This window comes from Streptomyces subrutilus (assembly GCF_008704535.1).
GTDB classification, from domain to species: domain Bacteria; phylum Actinomycetota; class Actinomycetes; order Streptomycetales; family Streptomycetaceae; genus Streptomyces; species Streptomyces subrutilus.
This window is the reverse complement of sequence record NZ_CP023701.1, coordinates 3293994-3311641: the sequence shown is the minus strand read 5'-3', so window position 1 is coordinate 3311641 and position 17648 is coordinate 3293994. Positions and strand designations below refer to the sequence as shown.

Here is a 17648-nt window from a genome sequence, read left to right as displayed (position 1 = left end):
TAGCGCGTCGCCCGAGCACGATCTGACCGCAGGGGCGTTCTAGTGGCCGTGCGCGTGCTCCGGGTCCGGGTGGGCCGGGGCGGGCTTCTTGCCGGGGCAGGTCAGCGCCGGGTTCCAGTTGTGGAAGCGGCCGGCCGGGTTCTCCTTGTACGCCCACATGTGGAGGTCGTAGTGCTTGGGCATGCCCGCCCAGTGGCCGGGCATGGGCCCGTCGAAGGGCAGCCCGAACATCGTCGGCCGGTCGTCGGTCGTCTTCAGGTCCTGGTCCCGGTCGGTGGACATCCACTCCACCGTCTGGAGCGTGCGCCGGCCGTTGCGGTCCTTCTCCCTGCTGTAGAGCAGTGCGGTCGGCCTGGCGGGGTCCTTCGAACCCCAGTTGGCCTGCTTGACGTAGTGGTAGCCCATGGCACCCGCCCCGAACGGGTTGTTCATGCAGCTCTCGCCGTGCGGGACGTACCCGTCCCTGAGGGCCGCCCGCTCGTCCACGTACTTGGCCGTCACCCGCATCGCCGTCGCCATGTCGCGCATGGCCTGCCGGTTGCGCGGGTCGGGCGCCGGGCCGTCCACCCCGTGCGCCGCCGGGGCCAGGGCCGCCAGGCAGAGCGACGCGGCGGCCGTGCAGGCGAGCGCGGTCTTCAGTCTGCGGACGGGCATGGCGGCTCCTTGCGGTGGGGTACGGACCCGGTCCCGTCCACCATCCCGGCCCGCTCCGGCCCGCGCACGCGGGCCGCACCCAAAGGAGTGCGGCCCGCCGCCGGGCCGTCCTAGCGCGCCGCGGTGATGCGGCCGGTGACCTCGCCGAGGCCCACCCGGGTGCCGTCGGGGCCCGGGGCCCACGCGGTCAGGGTGACGGTGTCCCCGTCCTCCAGGAACGTGCGCTTGCCGTCGGAGAGCTCGATGGCGTCGCGGCCGTTCCAGGTGAGCTCCAGCAGCGAGCCGCGCTGGTCCGTCCGCGGCCCGCTGACCGTGCCGGAGCCGAAGACGTCGCCGGTGCGCAGCGAAGCACCGTTGACGGTCATGTGCGCGAGCTGCTGGGCGGCGGTCCAGTACATGGAGGCGAACGGCGGCCGCGCGATCTCCTGCCCGTTGACGGACACGGTGATGCGCAGGTCGAAGCCGCCGGGCCGGTCGTCGCCCGCGTCGTCGAGGTAGGGCAGCAGCGGGACGTCGCGGGCGGGCGGGGCGGTGCGCGCCGCGTCCAGGGCCTCCAGCGGCGTGACCCAGGCGGAGACCGAGGTGGCGAAGGACTTGCCGAGGAAGGGGCCCAGCGGCACGTACTCCCAGGCCTGGATGTCGCGCGCCGACCAGTCGTTGAGGAGGAAGAGGCCGAAGACGTGGTCCTCGAACCCGGCCAGCGGCACCGGGCGCCCGAGCTCGGAGGGGGCGCCGACGACGAAGCCGACCTCGGCCTCGATGTCGAGCTTGACGGACGGGCCGAAGACCGGCACCGGGTCGGTGGGGGCCTTGCGCTGGCCGGAGGGCCGTACGACGTCGGTGCCCGAGACGACGATCGTGCCCGACCGGCCGTGGTAACCGATCGGCAGGTGCTTCCAGTTGGGCGTCAGGGCGTCCCCGTCCGGGCGGAAGATCTTCCCGACGTTGGTGGCGTGGTGCTCGCTCGCGTAGAAGTCGACGTAGTCGGCGACCTCGTACGGCAGGTGCAGCACGACCTCGTCCAGCGGCAGCAGGTGCGGCTCCACGGCCGGCCGGTGCCCGGGGTCGGTGACCCAGGCGGTCAGGGCCCGGCGCACGTCGCGCCAGGCGGTGCGCCCGGCGGCCAGCAGCGGGTTGAGGGAGGGCTGTCCGAGCAGTCCGGCGTACGGGGAACCGAGCGCGGCGGCGGCCGCGCCCGCGTCGAGCACGTGCCCGCCGATGCGGACACCGATCCGCCGGCGGTCCTCCCGGGCGGTGGAGAAGACGCCGTAGGGCAGGTTGTGCGGCCCGAACGGGTCGCCCTCGGGTACTTCGAGGGGGCTCTGCTGGGGCATGGGATGCTGCCTCGCTTTCGACGCGGTCCGGGGGTGTCCCGGTGGCTCGTTGACACGTTACGTGGCCGGTGGGGCCTGCGGGAGGCCGGATTCGGGCGCTATTTGTAGGACTTGTCCGAGGGGGTCCGTATCCTTGGCCCGGTGACTTCCGCCCTCCCCTATGACCTGATCGCCACCGACCTGGACGGGACTCTGCTGCGCGCCGGGGACACCGTCTCGGCCCGCTCCCGCCGGGCACTCGCCACCGCCCGCGCCGCCGGCGCCCGGCACATCGTCGTCACGGGCCGCCCGGTCCCACAGGTCCGGCACGTCCTGGACGGCCTCGGCTACGAGGGGCTCGCGGTGTGCGGGCAGGGCGCGCAGGTGTACGACGCGGCGCGCGGGGTGCTGCTGCACTCCGTCTCCATGGACCGGGGGCTGGCCGAAGTGGCCCTCGGCAAGATCGAGGCGGAGATCGGCGAGGTGTACGCGGCCGTCAACCAGGAGGGGCTGGACGCGGAGATGCTGATAGGGCCGGGCTACCGGATGTGGCACCCGCACCTGCCCACGGTCCGGGTGCCGCGCCGCAGCGACCTGTGGTCGGCCCCCATCAACAAGGTGCTGCTCCAGCACCCGCGGCTGGACGACGACGAGCTGACGCGGGTGGCCCGGTCGGTGGTCGGCGACCTCGTCAACGTCACCATGGCGGGGGAGCACACGGTCGAGCTCCAGCCGCCCGGCATCGACAAGGCCAGCGGACTGGCGCGGGCGGCGGCCTTCCTGGACGCCCGGGCGGCCGGGACGATCGCCTTCGGGGACATGCCCAACGACATCCCCATGTTCGCCTGGGCCGCCCGCGGGGTGGCGATGGCCAACGCCCACCGCGAGCTGGTGGCCGTGGCCGACGAGATGACCCTGTCGAACGAGGACGACGGGATCGCGGTGGTCCTGGAACGCCTCTTCGCCTGACGCGGCCCGCGGCCGCACGGATGCCCCGCGCGGCCGCGGCACCCCCGGCTAGCCGGCCGTGCGGGGCAGGCGGCGCTCCCAGGTGCGGTGGAAGAGGACCTCCTCGCCCTCCCGGCACACCACCTCGTCGCGCGTCAGGAACCCGCCCTCGTCGCACGAGATCTCCGAGCGCGTCTCCACCCGCGCGTCCCAGCCCAGCTCCGGCCGGTGCAGCCGCACCGTCCACTGCGAGCGGGTCCTGGCCGACAGCGGGTCGGCGTCCTGGATCTCGTACACCTCCACCGCGTCCTCGCCGAACTCCAGCCCGTCCGGGTACACCCGCGTGCCCCCGTAGCGCGGGTCCACCTCCAGCCGCCACGTGCCGCGCGCCACGTCCCGCACGACCAGCCGCTCGGGCCGCGGCTCGTCCAGCGTGTCCGGGTACACCACCCCCAGGGGGGCGGACTGCTCCGGCGGCCCGAACGCGATCCCGCCGTCCGCGGCCGAGCCCGCCCGCACCGGCAGCGTCACCGCGCTGCCCTCCGGGTCCAGGGTCCAGCCGGCCTCGGAGCCGGCCCGCGGCCAGATCCACGGCCAGTACGCGGAGGACAGCGACAGCCGGATGCGGTGGCCCGGTGCGAAGGAGTGGCCGATGCCGTTCAGCTCGAAGACGACGTCCTCGGTGGCGCCGGCCGGCCACGGCACCGCCCGGTCCCGGCCGTGGCGGGCGGACAGGTTCAGCGCGCCCCGCGTGACCAGGGTCGAGGAGCCGTCCGGGGCAACGTCGCACAGCCGGGCCACGACCTGCCCGTACGGCACGTCCATCCGCAGCCGCAGCGTCACCGAGGGCCGCCCCAGGATCTCCACCGGCTCCCCGCCCTCCACCGGGAACTCGAAGCAGGCCGACTTGGCGTCCTCCTCGCGCTGGTCCGGCGGCAGGTCGGCGTCGTTGCCGAAGGGGAAGAAGCGGCCCGCGTCCAGCCCCGTGTGCTGCGGCGAGGCCACGGCCACCGGCGCGCCCCGGAGCCCGTACGGGACGGGGATCACCGACGCCGAGGGCCAGGCCCTCTCGCCGACCCAGCGGCCCGGCAGCTCCTCGTACACGGTCGCGGGCGGGTGCGAGTCGCTGATCCAGGCGCGCAGCAGCGGCTCGTCCGCCACCCCGGTGTCCTCGCCCTTGAGCCAGTGGTCCCACCAGCGCAGGGTCTCCTGGAGGAAACCGATCGCCGGCCCGGGCGGCAGCCCGCGGTCCGGGTACTGGTGCGACCAGGGCCCGATCAGGCCGCGCACCCGGTCCGGCGGCAGGTGCTCGGCCAGCCGCAGCACGGTGTCCCGGTACGGGTCGTGCCAGCCGCCCACCGCGAGGACCGCGGCGCGGATCGCCCCGTAGTCCTCGCAGACGCTGCCGTGGCGCCAGTAGTCGTCGCGGGTCTGGTGCGAGAGCCAGGTGTGCACGAGCGGCTCCACGGCCTCCAGCCGCTCCAGCCACTGCGCGCGCCAGCCGTCGCCGACGTACGCGGGGTCCGGCGGGCGGGAGGCGAAGGCGAGCATGGTGGCCGCCCACGCGTGCATGTCCACGGCCAGTACCGAGCCGCCCATGTAGTGCACGTCGTTGTCGTAGCGGTCGTCGGTCGAGCAGACGGTGACGACCGCCTTGAGGGCCTCGGGCGCGAGCGCGGCGATCTGGAGGCTGTTGAAGCCGCCCCACGAGATGCCGAACATGCCCACGGCCCCCGTGCACCACGGCTGCGCCGCGAGCCACTCCACGACCGCGACCCCGTCCGTCAGCTCCCGGGCGTCGTACTCGTCGCCGGGCAGGCCGCCGCTGCACCCGTGGCCGCGCACGTCCACGCGGACGGAGGCGTAGCCGTGGCCCGCGTACCAGGGGTGGCGCTGCCAGTCGCGGGGGGCGGTCCAGTCGGTCAGCCGGTACGGGAGGTACTCCAGCAGGGCCGGCACGGGCTCGTCGGTCACCGGGCGCCAGACGCGGGCGTACAGCTCGACGCCGTCGGGCAGCGGGATGCGGACGTCCTCGTGGGTGGTCGCGTAGGGGAAATCGGTACGGATAATCATGGGGTGGGGTCGCCAATCGGCCGAGGGGACATCGCCTCAGTGGACGGGGTGCATCGTGCGCCGCAGCCAGGGCGCGAGGGCCATCACGACGAGGCCGGCGGCGACCGCGATGGCGCCGTTGACCCCGAAGTACACGGGGTGCGAGACCTGGTCGTAGACCTTCACGACCTGGGCCTGGATGCCGTTGGCCAGCGCGAGGGAGAGGAACCACAGGGCCATCGTCTGGCTGGCGAAGGCCTTGGGCGCGAGCTTGCTGGTGGCCGACATGCCGGAGGTCTCCAGCAGGACGTCGCCGAGGCCGAGCAGCAGGTACGAGCCGACGATCCACCAGGCGGCCATCTGGTAGGAGTCGCCGCTGTGCCCCGAGGTCGGGACGACCATCAGCAGGAAGGACAGGCCGCCCAGGACCACGCCGATGGCGATCTTGTTGGAGGAGTGCGGCTGGCGGTGGCCCATCCGGGCCCACAGGGCGGCGACGACCGGGGCCAGCGCCACCTCGAAGGCGCCGAGGGCGGAGGCGTACCAGCTGGAGGGGAACTCGAAGCCGAGGATGGAGGTGCGGGCGTTGGTCGAGGCCAGCAGCATCATCGTCGAGTACGCCTGGAAGAGGATGAAGTTGAAGGCCACGGAGGCGAGGAAGAGGACCACGTACGGGCGCAGCCGCCCGCGCTCCGCCGCCGTCACCCGGGGGCTGCGGAACATGACGGCGAAGTAGACGACCGGGGCGATCACCGAGACGAGGGTGAGCAGGTCGACGAAGCGGCCCATGGTCAGCCAGCCGGCCGCGGCCAGGGCGGTCGCGAGGACCGCGAAGGCGACGCAGCCGCCGACGATCCGCCACACGGCGGTGCGCATCGCGGCGGGCGCCAGGGCGTACTCGGCCGAGTGCCGGCGCCCGGCCAGGTGACGGCGGCCCAGGACGTACTGGACCAGGCCGGCGGTCATGCCGACGGCGGCGGCGGAGAAGCCCCAGTGCCAGCCCTGGTGCTCGCCGAGCCAGCCGGTGATCAGCGGGCCGGCGAAGGCGCCGATGTTGATGCCCATGTAGTAGAGGGCGAAGCCGGCGTCGCGCCGGTCGTCGTCGGTGCGGTACAGCTTGCCGACCATGGTGGCGACGTTGGGCTTGAGCAGGCCGGTGCCCGCGCTGATCAGGCCCAGGCCGGTCCAGGTCATGGCGGCGGTCGGCACGGCCATGGCGTAGTGGCCGCAGGCGATCAGGATGCCGCCCCACAGGACGGCGCGGTAGGAACCGAGGATGCGGTCGGCGAGCCAGCCGCCCGCGACGGAGACGAGGTAGACCATGGTCCCGTAGGCCGCGGCGACGGACGCCGCGGTGCCCGGGTTCATCCCCAGGCCGCCGTCGGCCACCGCGTCGGCGAAGTACAGGACGAGGATGGCCTGCATGCCCAGGAACGAGAAGCGCTCCCAGACCTCCAGCCCGGACAGGGTGGCGAGGCCCCGGGGGTGGCCGAGGAAGGCGTGGTCGTCGGAGGGCGGCGGCCGCTCCGCCTCCGGGTCCGTCGGCTCGTCCTTGTCGGTCATGGTTCTGGACAAAACGTATTCTCCGGTTGTATCGGCTCCTCACGAACATACCGGTGCGGTTCGGGCGGTGCGCGGGTGGCCGCCGGACAGGCGCTCTCGGTGATCGAAATCAGACCGGATACGCTGGCTTGAGTGATGGCAGCGACACATCGACAATCCATGTGATCGTCAGCGTGATCGTCAGCAGACAGGAGTACCCCTCGTGACCGTCGTCGGGCCGTTCGGACTGAGCGTGCGGGACCAGGCTCTTGAGACCGATGTCCAGGCCGGACTGGCCGCCGTCGAGGCGGGTCTGCTGGAGGCCACCAAGAGCGAAGTCCCCTTCATCACCGAGGCCGCGCAGCACCTCGTGCGGGCCGGAGGCAAGCGGTTCCGCCCGCTGCTGGTGATGCTCGCGTCCCGCTTCGGCGATCCGTACGCGCCCGGCATCGTGCCGTCCGCCGTGGTCGTGGAGCTCACCCACCTGGCGACGCTCTACCACGACGACGTCATGGACGAGGCGGACGTGCGCCGCGGGGTGGACAGTGCGAACACCCGCTGGGGCAACTCGGTGGCCGTCCTGACGGGTGACTTCCTGTTCGCCCGCGCCTCGCACATCCTTGCGGACCTCGGGCCGGAGGCCGTCCGCATCCAGGCCGAGGCCTTCGAGCGGCTGGTCACGGGCCAGATCCTGGAGACGGCCGGCCCGCGCGACGGCCGCGACCCGGTCGCCCACTACCTCGACGTCATCGCCGGCAAGACCGGCTCGCTGATCGCCGTGTCCGGCCGCTTCGGCGCGCTGATGTCCGGCGCCGACGAGTCGGTCGTCGACATCCTGACCCAGTACGGCGAGCGGCTCGGCACCGCCTTCCAGCTCGCCGACGACGTCCTCGACATCGCCTCCGACGCGCACGAGTCCGGCAAGACCCCGGGCACCGACCTGCGCGAGGGCATCCCGACCCTGCCCGTGCTGCTGCTGCGCGAGACGGCCGCGCGCGAGGGCCGCGAGGAGGACCTGGAACTCGTACGGCTCCTGGACGGCGACCTGACGGACGACGCCCGCCACGCCGAGGTCCTGACCCGGCTGCGGGCCCACCCGGCCCTGGAGCAGGCGCGCCGGGACACCATCCGGTACGCGGAGGACGCGCGGGCCACGCTCGCCCCACTGCCGGAGTGCTTCGCCAAGGCGGCACTGGAAGAACTGTGCGACGCGGTCGTGCACCGCGCGGGCTGAGCCCCCGGTGGCCGCCGCTGGAACGGGCCCTTCCGCCCCCGGGACCCCTACGGGGCGGGGCGGCGGGGCCCGGCCCGTGTCATCCCACGGTCGTACGCGCAGTTGCTTCCGGGGGCTGACGCCCCGGGGCCGGCAATTTGGTCAGATGGAGTCATCAACCCCACCAGATCGGGTGAGCGCGGCGACACCGGGGTCGCCGCCGTCGACACAGAGGGCAGGGCACTGACATGGCAGCGAACACGAAGACTTCTCGCAAGGTCGCCCGGTACGGCGTGCCGGTCGCCGTGGCGGGTGTGGCCGCGGCGACCATCGCGATGGTCCCGGCCTTCGCCAACGCCGGAGGACCGGACCTGCCCGGGGTGACGGCGCAGCAGCTGATCGAGAAGATCGCGGCCTCGGACGTACAGCAGCTCTCCGGCACCGCCAAGCTCAGCACCGACCTGGGCCTGCCGAAGATCGCCAGCGGTCTGCTCGGCGGCGGCGGCGTCACGGGCGGCTCCGCCGCCCCCGAGGACAAGGTCGCGCAGCTGGCGAACGGCACGCACACCTTCAAGGTCGCGGCCGACGGCCCGGACCGGCAGAAGCTGACCTTCCTGGACGGCAAGGACGAGTACACCCTCGTCCACAACGGCGACGACGTGTGGGGCTACGACTCCAAGTCGAACGAGGCCTTCCACGAGAAGGGCGCCGGCAAGGGCGCGGACCACGCGCCGGGTGACCGGCTGACCGGCTCGCCCCAGCAGCTGGCCCAGGACGCGCTGAAGGCCGCCGGCCCGACCACCGACGTCAGTGTGGGCGAGACCGCGCAGGTGGCCGGCCGCAACGCCTACCAGCTCGTGCTGAAGCCCAAGCAGAGCGGCTCCACGGTGGGCTCGGTGCAGATCGCGGTGGACGCCGAGAACGGCGTGCCGCTGCGCGTGCGGCTGCTGTCCGCCCAGGGCGGCAAGCCGATCGTGGACGCCGGCTTCACCCAGGTGGACTTCGCCAAGCCCGCCGCCGGCGCCTTCGCCTTCACCCCGCCCAAGGGCGCCAAGGTCACCGAGGGCACGGAGGGCGCCGACCACGGCAAGGCCGGCGGGGACCGCCAGTGGAAGGCCCTGGAGTCCCTCCCGGGCTTCGGCGACGTGGCCGGCGGCAAGGGCGACGTGAAGGTCCTCGGCGAGGGCTGGGCCACCGTCGCGCGCATCGACACCGGCGCCGGCAAGGGCCTGAACGAGCTGGAGAAGGACCAGAACACCCCCAAGGAGGCCCGGCAGTTCCTGAGCTCCCTCGGGGAGAAGGTCAGCGGGAGCTTCGGCCAGGGCCGCGTCCTGTCGACCCGCCTGGTCAACGCCCTGGTCACGGACGACGGCAAGGTCTACGTGGGCGCCGTCACCAAGGACGCGCTGGTGCGGACGGCCGACGCGAACAAGTAGTCGCGCCGGCGGGTGCGCGCACGCAGGGGGTGGCCCGGACCGTGTGGTCCGGGCCACCCTCGCGTCCTGCGGCTCCTGCGTACAGCGGTGGCGCTGTACGGTGGAGCGCATGTCGAGACACGTCACCATCCGCCTGGACGAAGAGTTCCACGAACGCCTCAAGGCGCGCGCGGCGGCGCTGGGGACGACGGTCACCGCGCTCATCACCGAAGTCACGGAACGCGAACTCGACGAGGACCGGAAGAGCTTCCTGTCCGGCATAGAGGAGTTCGCCGACCACTGGAGCTACTTCCAGGAGCGGTTCGGGAATTGAAGATCACCATGGAGTGGGCCTGGACCGCTCTGGCCCACCACCTGCCCTCGGACCCCGCCGTGTGGGACCCCTCCGGGGTGGCCGCCGCGGTCGCCCGGCACCAGAACGACCTCGTCCTGGTGCCCGAACAGCCCGCCCCGGACACCGCGTGGCGGGCCGCCGCGTTTCTGCACACCCTCGCGGTGTGCCCGGCGCTGGAGTCCCCGATGAACGAGTTCTACGCGGCCGCGGCCACCCGCTCGTACCTGCGGGTGGCCGGGGCCAGACAACTGCCGTCGCCGGAGGTGCTCGGCGACCTGGTCGAAGCGGCCAAACTGGGCCGGGTGGACATCGGCGCGGTCGCCGACGAACTGCGCGCCCGGATACAGGAGCCGCTGCCCGCGTCGCTGCGGGGGCGCGCGGAGGACGCGTAGGGCTAGAAGGTGATCTTCCAGCTGTTGATGTAGCCGACGTCCTGCGCGCCCACGTCCTTGACCTGGAGCTTCCAGAGGCCGTTGGCGACCTCGCTCGACGCGTTCACCGTGTAGCTGGCCACGACGTTGTCGGCCGAGTCGGAGCTGGAGTTCTTCAGCCGGTAGGCCGTCCCGTCCGGGGCGATCAGGTCGATCACCAGGTCACCGCGGTAGGTGTGGACGATGTTCACGTCGACCTTGGTGGTGGCGGGGGCGTTGCCCGTGACGCCGGAGACCGTGATCGGCGAGGTCACCGCGGCGGCGGGGGAGTCCGGGATGGCGACGTCCGCGGTGTTCTCGAAGGACTTGCCGGGGGGCACCGGAGTGGACGCGCCGAGGTTCCAGATCGCGTAGGCGATGGCGTCGGCGTTGCGGTCCAGGGCGGTGTCGTTGATGTTCGTCAGCGAGTCGCACGAGGAGTGGTAGCAGCGGTCGAAGGCCTGGCCGGAGGTGCCGCCCCACTTCTGCGCCTGGGCCGCCGTCTTGGTGTAGTCGGCGCCGGAGAAGAGGCCGCCGACCGCGATCCCGGCGCTCTTGAAGGGCGCGTGGTCGGAGCGGCCGTCGCCCTCGGTCTCGATCTCGGTCGCTATGCCGAGGCCCGCGTAGTAGTTCTTGAAGGTCTGCTCGATGGTCGGGTCGTCGTCGTAGACGAAGTAGCCGGGGTTCGGCGAGCCGATCATGTCGAAGTTCAGGTATCCGGAGATCTTCGCCTTCTCGGCGGCCGGCAGGTTGTTCACGTAGTACTTCGAGCCGACCAGGCCCAGCTCCTCCGCACCCCACCAGCCGAAGCGCAGGTGCTTCGTGGGCTGGAGGCCGGCGCGGGAGACGGCGAGCGCGGCCTCCAGGACGGCGGCCGAGCCGGAGCCGTTGTCGTTGATGCCGGCGCCCGCGGTCACCGAGTCCAGGTGGGAGCCGGACATCAGGACAGAGTTGGGGTCGCCGCCCGGCCAGTCGGCGATCAGGTTGTAGCCGGTGGCGCCGCTGGAGGTGAAGGTCTGCAGGGTGGTCGTGTAGCCGGCCGCGTCCAGCTTGGCCTTCACGTAGTCGATCGAGGCCTTGTAGCCGGTCCGGCCGTGGGCGCGGTTGCCGCCGTTGTTCGCGGCGATCGTGGACAGCTGCGTCAGGTGGGCCTTGACGTTGGCCAGCGGGATGTCGGGGGGCGTCGGCGCCGCGGTGACCGCCGTGGGTGCGGCCAGTGCGGCGGGGGCGGTGGCGGCGAACAGGCCGGCGACCGCGAACGCGGTCACGGCGGCGAGGCGCCGGGAGACGGACAGGCTCATGTGGGGGCTCCGGGATTCCGCGGGGATGTGACGGAACGGGTGGGGAGAGAGCGGGTGAGCATTCGTGCGTCAGTGCGTCGTGCGTCGGTGCGTCATGCGTCAGTGCGAGCTGATGTTCAGCGAGAGCATGACAATCCGTCAAGACCACAATCCGGTCAGGGTGGTTCGGAAAGCGGACGGTCCCCGGTACGCGTGATGCGTACCGGGGACCGTGGGGTCGGTGTGTGCGGGGTTACGCCGGTTCGCGCGTCACCGCGGGGGTCGCCTCCGGGGCCGCGACGGGGGCGGTTTCCAGCCGGACCCGCGAGCGCCGCGCCGTGCGCAGGGCGTCCCAGGTGAGCAGCGCGAGCGCGGCCCACACCAGGGAGAAGCCGGCCCAGCGCTCCGGCGGCATGGCCTCGTGGAAGTAGAGGACGCCGAGCCCGAACTGGAACACCGGGGCCATGTACTGGAGCAGGCCGAGCGTCGACAGCGGGACCCGGATCGCGGCGGCCCCGAAGAGCACCAGCGGGACCGCGGTGACCAGGCCGGTCGCGGCGAGCAGGACAGCGTGCCCGATGCCGTCGGCGGCGAAGGTGGACCGGCCCTGGGCGGCGAGCCACAGCAGGTAGCCGAGGGCGGGCAGGAACAGCACGGCCGTCTCGGCGGTCAGCGACTCCAGGCCGCCCATGTCGAGCTTCTTCTTGATCAGCCCGTAGGTCGCGAAGGAGAAGGCCAGGGTGAGGGAGATCCACGGCGGCCGCCCGTAGCCGACCGCGAGCACGAGCACGGCCAGCGCGCTGATGCCGACGGCCGCCCACTGGGCGCGGCGCAGCCGCTCGCCCAGCACGAGCACGCCGAACGCGATGCTGACCAGCGGGTTGATGAAGTAGCCGAGGCTGGCCTCGACGACGTGGCCGTTGTTCACGGACCAGATGTACAGGCCCCAGTTGACGGTGATCACCGAGGCGGCCACGGTGGTCAGGGCGAGTTTGCGGGGCTGGCGCAGCAGTTCGCGTATCCAGGCCCAGCGGCGGAGCGCGAGCAGGGCCACGCCGACCACGGCCAGGGACCACACCATCCGGTGGGCGAGGATCTCGACGGCGCCGGCGGGCTGGAGCAGCGGCCAGAAGAGCGGGACCAGCCCCCACAGTCCGTACGCGGTGAATCCGCTGAGCAAACCCGTGCGCTGCTCGGTCCGTGCCTTCACGGGGGCCTCCTGTACGACTTCCAGCCAACCTCACGACGGTAGCGCCGCGCAGACCGGATGTCATGCCCGTTACCGGGAGAGACTCATGACATCGCGGTCGGCTCCCGGGGACCGGCCGCCGGCCCGCGGCCGGTGCGGGCCGGCGGCCGCGACCGGATCAGGCGAGGGCGGCCTCGATCGCGTCGCCGAGCGGGGTCGTCGGGCGCCCGATCAGCCGCGCCAGGTCCCCGCCGGTGCCCGCCAGGGCGCCGCGGGCGATGGCCCGGTCCACGTCGACGAGCACCGCCGCGAAGCCCTCGGGCACGCCGGCGCCGGTCAGGACTGCCAGGTGCTCGTCGGGGCCCACCGATGCGTAGCGGATCTCCCGGCCCGTGCGCGCCGACAGCTCGGCCGCGTACTCCGCGAAGCTCCAGGCCGTGTCCCCGGAGAGCTCGTAGGCCCGGTTCAGGTGGCCCTCGCCGGTGAGCACCTCGGCCGCCGCGGCCGCGTAGTCCGCGCGCGCCGCCGAGGCGACCCGGCCCTCGCCCGCACTGGCCAGGACCGCGCCGTGCTCCAGCACGCCCGCCAGCTGCCCCGTGTAGTTCTCGTGGTACCAGCCGTTGCGCAGGAAGGTGTACGGCAGCCCGGAGTCCAGGACGGCCCGCTCGGTGACGGTGTGCTCGGCGGCCAGGTCGAAGTCGGCCTCGGGCCCGCCGAGGATCCCGGTGTACGCGAACTGCGCCACGCCGGCGGCCCGGGCGGCCTCCAGGACGGCGGTGTGCTGGGCGACGCGCCGCCCGACCTCGCTGCCGGAGATCAGCAGCACCCGGTCGCCGGCCCGGAAGGCGCCGGCCAGCGCCGCGGGGTCGTCGTAGTCGGCGACGCGGACCTCCACGCCGCGCGCGGCCAGGTCGGCGGCCTTCGCCGCGTCGCGGACGACGACGGCGACCCGGTCGGCGGGGACCCGCTCCAGCAGCTCCCCGACGACCAGACGGCCGAGGGCTCCGGTGGCTCCGGTGACGACGATGCTCATGGTTGCTCTCCTCGCTGGACGGTCACTAAGACCACCCTACGGTAAGCGCTAACTTTTTGAAAGCGCGTTGCGGGGGCGTGTCGCCGGCCCGCCGGGCCCCGTCCCCCGGAACGCGGCGGGGCCCGGACCCCCGTCCGGGGAGGTCCGGGCCCCGCCGGCCCGCCGCGGCTCAGCCGACGACGGTCCAGGTGTCGGTGCCGCTCAGCAGCGACCCGAGGTCGCCCTTGCCGCTGCGCTCGACGGCCGTGTCGAGCTGCTCGGCCATGAGCGTGTCGTAGACCGGCCGCACGGCGCTGCGGAAGACCCCGATCGGGGTGTGGTGCAGGGTGTCCGGGTCGGCCAGCCGGGACAGTGCGAAGGCCGTGGTGGGGCTCGCGGCGTTCACGTCGTGCACCACGATCCGCGCCTCGTTCTCCGGCGTGACCTCGACGACCCCCAGGTCGCCGGTGGCCGGGTCGCGCACCACGCCCTTGGCACCGCCCGCGCCGAACCGGATCGGCTGCCCGTGCTCCAGCCGGATCACGGCCTCCTCGGCCAGGTCCCGGTCCTTCAGCACCTCGAAGGCGCCGTCGTTGAAGATGTTGCAGTTCTGGTAGATCTCCACCAGCGCCGTGCCCTGGTGGTCGGCGGCCTGCCGCAGCACCTCGGTGAGGTGCTTGCGGTCGGAGTCGACCGTCCGGGCGACGAAGGAGGCCTCCGCGCCCAGCGCCAGGGACACCGGGTTGAAGGGCGCGTCCAGCGAGCCCATCGGCGTCGACTTCGTGATCTTGCCGACCTCGGAGGTGGGGGAGTACTGGCCCTTGGTCAGGCCGTAGATCCGGTTGTTGAACAGCAGGATCTTGAGGTTGACGTTGCGGCGCAGCGCGTGGATCAGGTGGTTGCCGCCGATGGACAGGGCGTCGCCGTCACCCGTGACCACCCAGACCGACAGGTCGCGGCGCGAGGTGGCGAGGCCCGTCGCGATGGCGGGGGCGCGGCCGTGGATCGAGTGCATCCCGTAGGTGTTCATGTAGTACGGGAAGCGGGAGGAGCAGCCGATGCCCGAGACGAAGACGATGTTCTCCTTCGCCAGCCCCAGTTCGGGCATGAAGCCCTGCACGGCGGCGAGGACCGCGTAGTCGCCGCAGCCGGGGCACCAGCGGACCTCCTGGTCCGACTTGAAGTCCTTCATCGACTGCTTGGCCTCGGCCTTGGGCACCAGGGACAGCAGGGTCGGGTGGGACGAGTGGGCCGGAGAGTCCGTCACCTCAGTCATGGATGGCCTCCTTGAGAGCCGTCGCGAGCTGCTCCGCCTTGAACGGCATGCCGTTGACCTGGTTGTACGACTGGGCGTCGACCAGGTATTTCGCCCGGATCAGGGTGGCGAGCTGCCCGAGGTTCATCTCCGGCACCACCACCCTCCCGTAGCGTCCCAGCACCTCGCCGAGATTCCCCGGGAACGGGTTGAGGTGGCGCAGGTGGGCCTGGGCGATGGCCTCGCCGGCCACCCGCAGACGGCGTACGGCCGCGGTGATCGGGCCGTAGGTGGAGCCCCAGCCCAGGACGAGCGTGCGGGCGCCGTCCGGGTCGTCGACCTCCAGGTCGGGGACGACGATGCCGTCGACCTTCGCCTGGCGGGTGCGGACCATCAGCTCGTGGTTGGCCGGGTCGTACGAGATGTTGCCCGTGCCGTCCTGCTTCTCGATGCCGCCGATGCGGTGCTCCAGCCCGGGCGTGCCCGGGACGGCCCACGGGCGCGCCAGCGTCCGCGGGTCGCGCTTGTACGGCCAGAACACCTCGGTGCCGTCGGCCAGCTCGTGGTTGGGCCCCGCGGCGAACCGGACCTTCAGGTCCGGCAGGTCCTCGACCTCGGGGATCCTCCAGGGCTCGGAGCCGTTGGCCAGGTAGCCGTCGGAGAGCAGGAACACCGGCGTCCGGTAGGTCAGCGCGATCCGGGCCGCGTCGAGCGCCGCGTCGAAGCAGTCAGCCGGGGTGCGCGGGGCCACGATCGGGACCGGGGCCTCGCCGTTGCGCCCGTACATCGCCTGCAGCAGGTCGGCCTGCTCCGTCTTGGTCGGCAGGCCGGTCGAGGGTCCGCCGCGCTGGATGTCCACGATCAGCAGCGGCAGCTCCAGGGAGACCGCGAGCCCGATCGTCTCCGACTTCAGTGCCACGCCCGGCCCGGAGGTGGTGGTCACGGCCAGCGAGCCGCCGAAGGCCGCCCCCAGGGCCGCGCCGATGCCGGCGATCTCGTCCTCGGCCTGGAAGGTCCGCACGCCGAAGTTCTTGTGCCGGCTCAGCTCGTGCAGGATGTCCGAGGCCGGGGTGATGGGGTAGGAACCCAGGTAGAGCGGCAGATCGGCCTGCCTGCTCGCCGCGATCAGCCCGTACGACAGGGCCAGGTTCCCCGAGATGTTGCGGTAGGTGCCCGTCGGGAACGCCTTGGTCGCGGGCGCCACCTCGTAGGAGACGGCGAAGTCCTCGGTGGTCTCGCCGAAGTTCCAGCCCGCGCGGAAGGCGGCCACGTTCGCCTCCGCGATCTGCGGCTTCTTCGCGAACTTCTGCCGCAGGAAGCTCTCGGTCCCCTCGGTGGGCCGGTGGTACATCCACGACAGCAGGCCCAGCGCGAACATGTTCTTGCTGCGCTCGGCCTCCTTGCGGGGCAGGCCGAAGTCCTTCAGCGCCTCGATGGTGAGGGTGGTGAGCGGCACCGGGTGGAGGTTGTAGGCGTCGAGCGAGCCGTCCTCCAGCGGGGAGGTCTCGTAGCCGACCTTGGCCATGGGGCGCTTGGTGAACTCGTCGGTGTTGACGATGATCTCCGCGCCGCGCGGCACGTCCCCGATGTTCGCCTTCAGGGCGGCCGGGTTCATCGCGACCAGCACGTTCGGGGCGTCGCCCGGCGTGAGGATGTCGTGGTCGGCGAAGTGGAGCTGGAAGGAGGACACGCCCGGCAGGGTCCCGGCGGGGGCGCGGATCTCGGCGGGGAAGTTCGGGAGGGTCGACAGGTCGTTGCCGAACGACGCCGTCTCCGAGGTGAACCGGTCACCGGTGAGCTGCATGCCGTCACCCGAGTCACCCGCGAATCGGATGATCACACGATCGAGGCGGCGGACTTCCTTGCCGTCCGGGCCCGCCGGGGTGCGCTGTCCGCCGACAACCGCACCCCCGGCCCCGTCGGCCTGCTCGGCTGGGCTACTGACCTGGCTGGTCACTGAACTGGACCTCCTTCGAGGCGTGAGCTCCCCCGGTTCCCACCCTACGTCCGTAGGGTTCCAGTCCCCGGGAGCGGTCACATTCCGGACCGACGGACCGCCCTGTGAGACGGTCCGGCCGGCTTGCCATATCTGACAGACTGTCAGTCGATCAAGATTTCAGGTAGGTGAGAACGGCGAGAACACGCCGGTGATCCCCATCACTCGGCGACAGCCCCAGTTTCATGAAGATGTTGCTGACGTGCTTCTCCACCGCGCCGTCGCTCACCACCAACTGCTTCGCCACGGCGGAATTCGTGCGGCCCTCGGCCATCAGCCCGAGCACCTCGCGCTCCCGCGGGGTCAGCCCCGCCAGCACGTCCTGCTTGCGGCTGCGGCCGAGCAGCTGGGCCACGACCTCCGGGTCCAGGGCCGTACCGCCCCGCGCCACCCGGACGACCGCGTCCACGAACTCGCGGACCTCGGCCACGCGGTCCTTGAGCAGGTAGCCCACCCCGGTGGTCGAACCGGCCAGCAGTTCGGTGGCGTACTGCTCCTCCACGTACTGGGACAGCACGAGCACCCCGATGCCCGGGTACGCGCGCCGCAGCTGCACCGCGGCCCGCACCCCCTCGTCGGTGTGGGTCGGCGGCATCCGTACGTCCGCCACCACCACGTCCGGCAGCGCATCCTCGGCCGCGAGCTCCGCCACCGTCTTGACCAGGGCCTCCGCGTCCCCGACACCGGCGACCACGTCGTGCCCCAGGTCGGTCAGCAGCCGGGTCAGGCCCTCCCGCAGCAGCACCGAATCCTCGGCGATGACCACCCGCACCCTGTCTTCCACGATTCAGCAGCTCCCGCGTCCACTCGTTCCCGCACTTCCTGACTGCCCCAAGCATCCCAGTCCCTGGCTCGGATCACGGCAGAGCCGGCACAACAGGGGTGCGTACGCGGGGAGTTTTCGTGCGACGGCAGTTCCCCGCGGGCCGCCGGGCCGTGCCACGGCCGCCGTCCGGGAGGGGAGCTGCCCGGGCCCGGGCCCATCGGCCGGGCCGTTCGACCCGACTTCTCCCG

15 protein-coding genes are annotated in these 17648 nt (G+C 72.4%); 5 read left to right on the top strand and 10 right to left on the bottom strand.

The genetic code is table 11. The annotated features are described in order from the left end of the window. Positions 1 to 39: 39 nt before the first annotated feature. Together CP968_RS14375 and fahA are read right to left on the bottom strand one after the other, a co-directional pair. Positions 40 to 654, bottom strand: a complete 615-nt coding sequence (locus CP968_RS14375; RefSeq protein ID WP_150518384.1) for a hypothetical protein — start codon at positions 652 to 654, stop codon at positions 40 to 42. A 110-nt stretch (positions 655 to 764) separates the two neighbouring features. After that, positions 765 to 1988 carry a fumarylacetoacetase gene (gene fahA / locus CP968_RS14370; RefSeq protein WP_150518383.1) on the bottom strand — a complete coding sequence of 408 codons (1224 nt, stop codon included), beginning with the start codon at positions 1986 to 1988 and terminating at the stop codon, positions 765 to 767. A 141-nt stretch (positions 1989 to 2129) separates the two neighbouring features. Here fahA and CP968_RS14365 point away from each other — a divergent pair, with 141 nt between their 5' ends. Then, positions 2130 to 2936 carry an HAD-IIB family hydrolase gene (locus CP968_RS14365; protein ID WP_150518382.1) on the top strand — a complete coding sequence of 269 codons (807 nt, stop codon included), beginning with the start codon at positions 2130 to 2132 and terminating at the stop codon, positions 2934 to 2936. Between the two features lie 48 nt (positions 2937 to 2984). Here the strand turns inward: CP968_RS14365 and CP968_RS14360 are convergent, their stop codons facing one another. After that, positions 2985 to 4988 (bottom strand): CocE/NonD family hydrolase, encoded by a 2004-nt coding sequence (locus CP968_RS14360; protein WP_150518381.1) that lies wholly within the window; start codon positions 4986 to 4988, stop codon positions 2985 to 2987. Positions 4989 to 5024: 36 nt separating this feature from the next. After that, a complete protein-coding gene (locus CP968_RS14355) occupies positions 5025 to 6530 on the bottom strand; it encodes a peptide MFS transporter (RefSeq protein WP_150518380.1) in 1506 nt (501 codons plus the stop codon). A gap of 202 nt (positions 6531 to 6732) precedes the next feature. Between CP968_RS14355 and CP968_RS14350 the strand changes: the two genes are divergently transcribed. The 4 genes from CP968_RS14350 (at position 6733) to CP968_RS14335 (ending at position 9884) form a co-directional block, all read left to right on the top strand. Next, the gene (locus CP968_RS14350; RefSeq protein ID WP_150518379.1) at positions 6733 to 7743 is read left to right on the top strand and encodes a polyprenyl synthetase family protein; all 1011 of its coding nucleotides are present in this window, start codon (positions 6733 to 6735) and stop codon (positions 7741 to 7743) included. 227 nt (positions 7744 to 7970) lie between these two features. After that, positions 7971 to 9158, top strand: coding sequence for a LolA family protein (locus CP968_RS14345; RefSeq protein WP_150518378.1), 1188 nt, complete (start codon positions 7971 to 7973; stop codon positions 9156 to 9158). A 109-nt stretch (positions 9159 to 9267) separates the two neighbouring features. After that, on the top strand, positions 9268 to 9471 hold the full coding sequence (locus CP968_RS14340; protein WP_229886015.1) for a hypothetical protein: 204 nt from the start codon (positions 9268 to 9270) through the stop codon (positions 9469 to 9471). Further along, complete coding sequence (locus tag CP968_RS14335; RefSeq protein ID WP_229886013.1) at positions 9468 to 9884, top strand: hypothetical protein; 417 nt, start codon at positions 9468 to 9470, stop codon at positions 9882 to 9884. The genes CP968_RS14340 and CP968_RS14335 overlap by 4 nt, the downstream gene beginning before the upstream one ends. A 2-nt stretch (positions 9885 to 9886) precedes the next feature. On the opposite strand, the gene CP968_RS14330 is transcribed toward CP968_RS14335, so the two are convergent. From CP968_RS14330 to CP968_RS14305, 6 genes are all read right to left on the bottom strand, one after another. Then, the gene (locus tag CP968_RS14330; protein ID WP_150518376.1) at positions 9887 to 11203 is read right to left on the bottom strand and encodes a M28 family metallopeptidase; all 1317 of its coding nucleotides are present in this window, start codon (positions 11201 to 11203) and stop codon (positions 9887 to 9889) included. Between the two features lie 232 nt (positions 11204 to 11435). Next, positions 11436 to 12392 carry an EamA family transporter RarD gene (gene rarD, locus CP968_RS14325; RefSeq protein WP_150518375.1) on the bottom strand — a complete coding sequence of 319 codons (957 nt, stop codon included), beginning with the start codon at positions 12390 to 12392 and terminating at the stop codon, positions 11436 to 11438. A 157-nt stretch (positions 12393 to 12549) separates the two neighbouring features. After that, a complete protein-coding gene (locus tag CP968_RS14320; RefSeq protein WP_150518374.1) occupies positions 12550 to 13404 on the bottom strand; it encodes an SDR family oxidoreductase in 855 nt (284 codons plus the stop codon). A gap of 169 nt (positions 13405 to 13573) precedes the next feature. After that, positions 13574 to 14659: a 2-oxoacid:ferredoxin oxidoreductase subunit beta gene (locus CP968_RS14315; protein ID WP_150518373.1), complete on the bottom strand. Its 1086-nt coding sequence runs from the start codon at positions 14657 to 14659 to the stop codon at positions 13574 to 13576. Beyond that, positions 14652 to 16595 (bottom strand): 2-oxoacid:acceptor oxidoreductase subunit alpha, encoded by a 1944-nt coding sequence (locus CP968_RS14310; RefSeq protein ID WP_150518372.1) that lies wholly within the window; start codon positions 16593 to 16595, stop codon positions 14652 to 14654. The genes CP968_RS14315 and CP968_RS14310 overlap by 8 nt, the downstream gene beginning before the upstream one ends. A gap of 151 nt (positions 16596 to 16746) precedes the next feature. Beyond that, positions 16747 to 17406 (bottom strand): response regulator transcription factor, encoded by a 660-nt coding sequence (locus CP968_RS14305; RefSeq protein WP_150521917.1) that lies wholly within the window; start codon positions 17404 to 17406, stop codon positions 16747 to 16749. Positions 17407 to 17648: the final 242 nt, after the last annotated feature.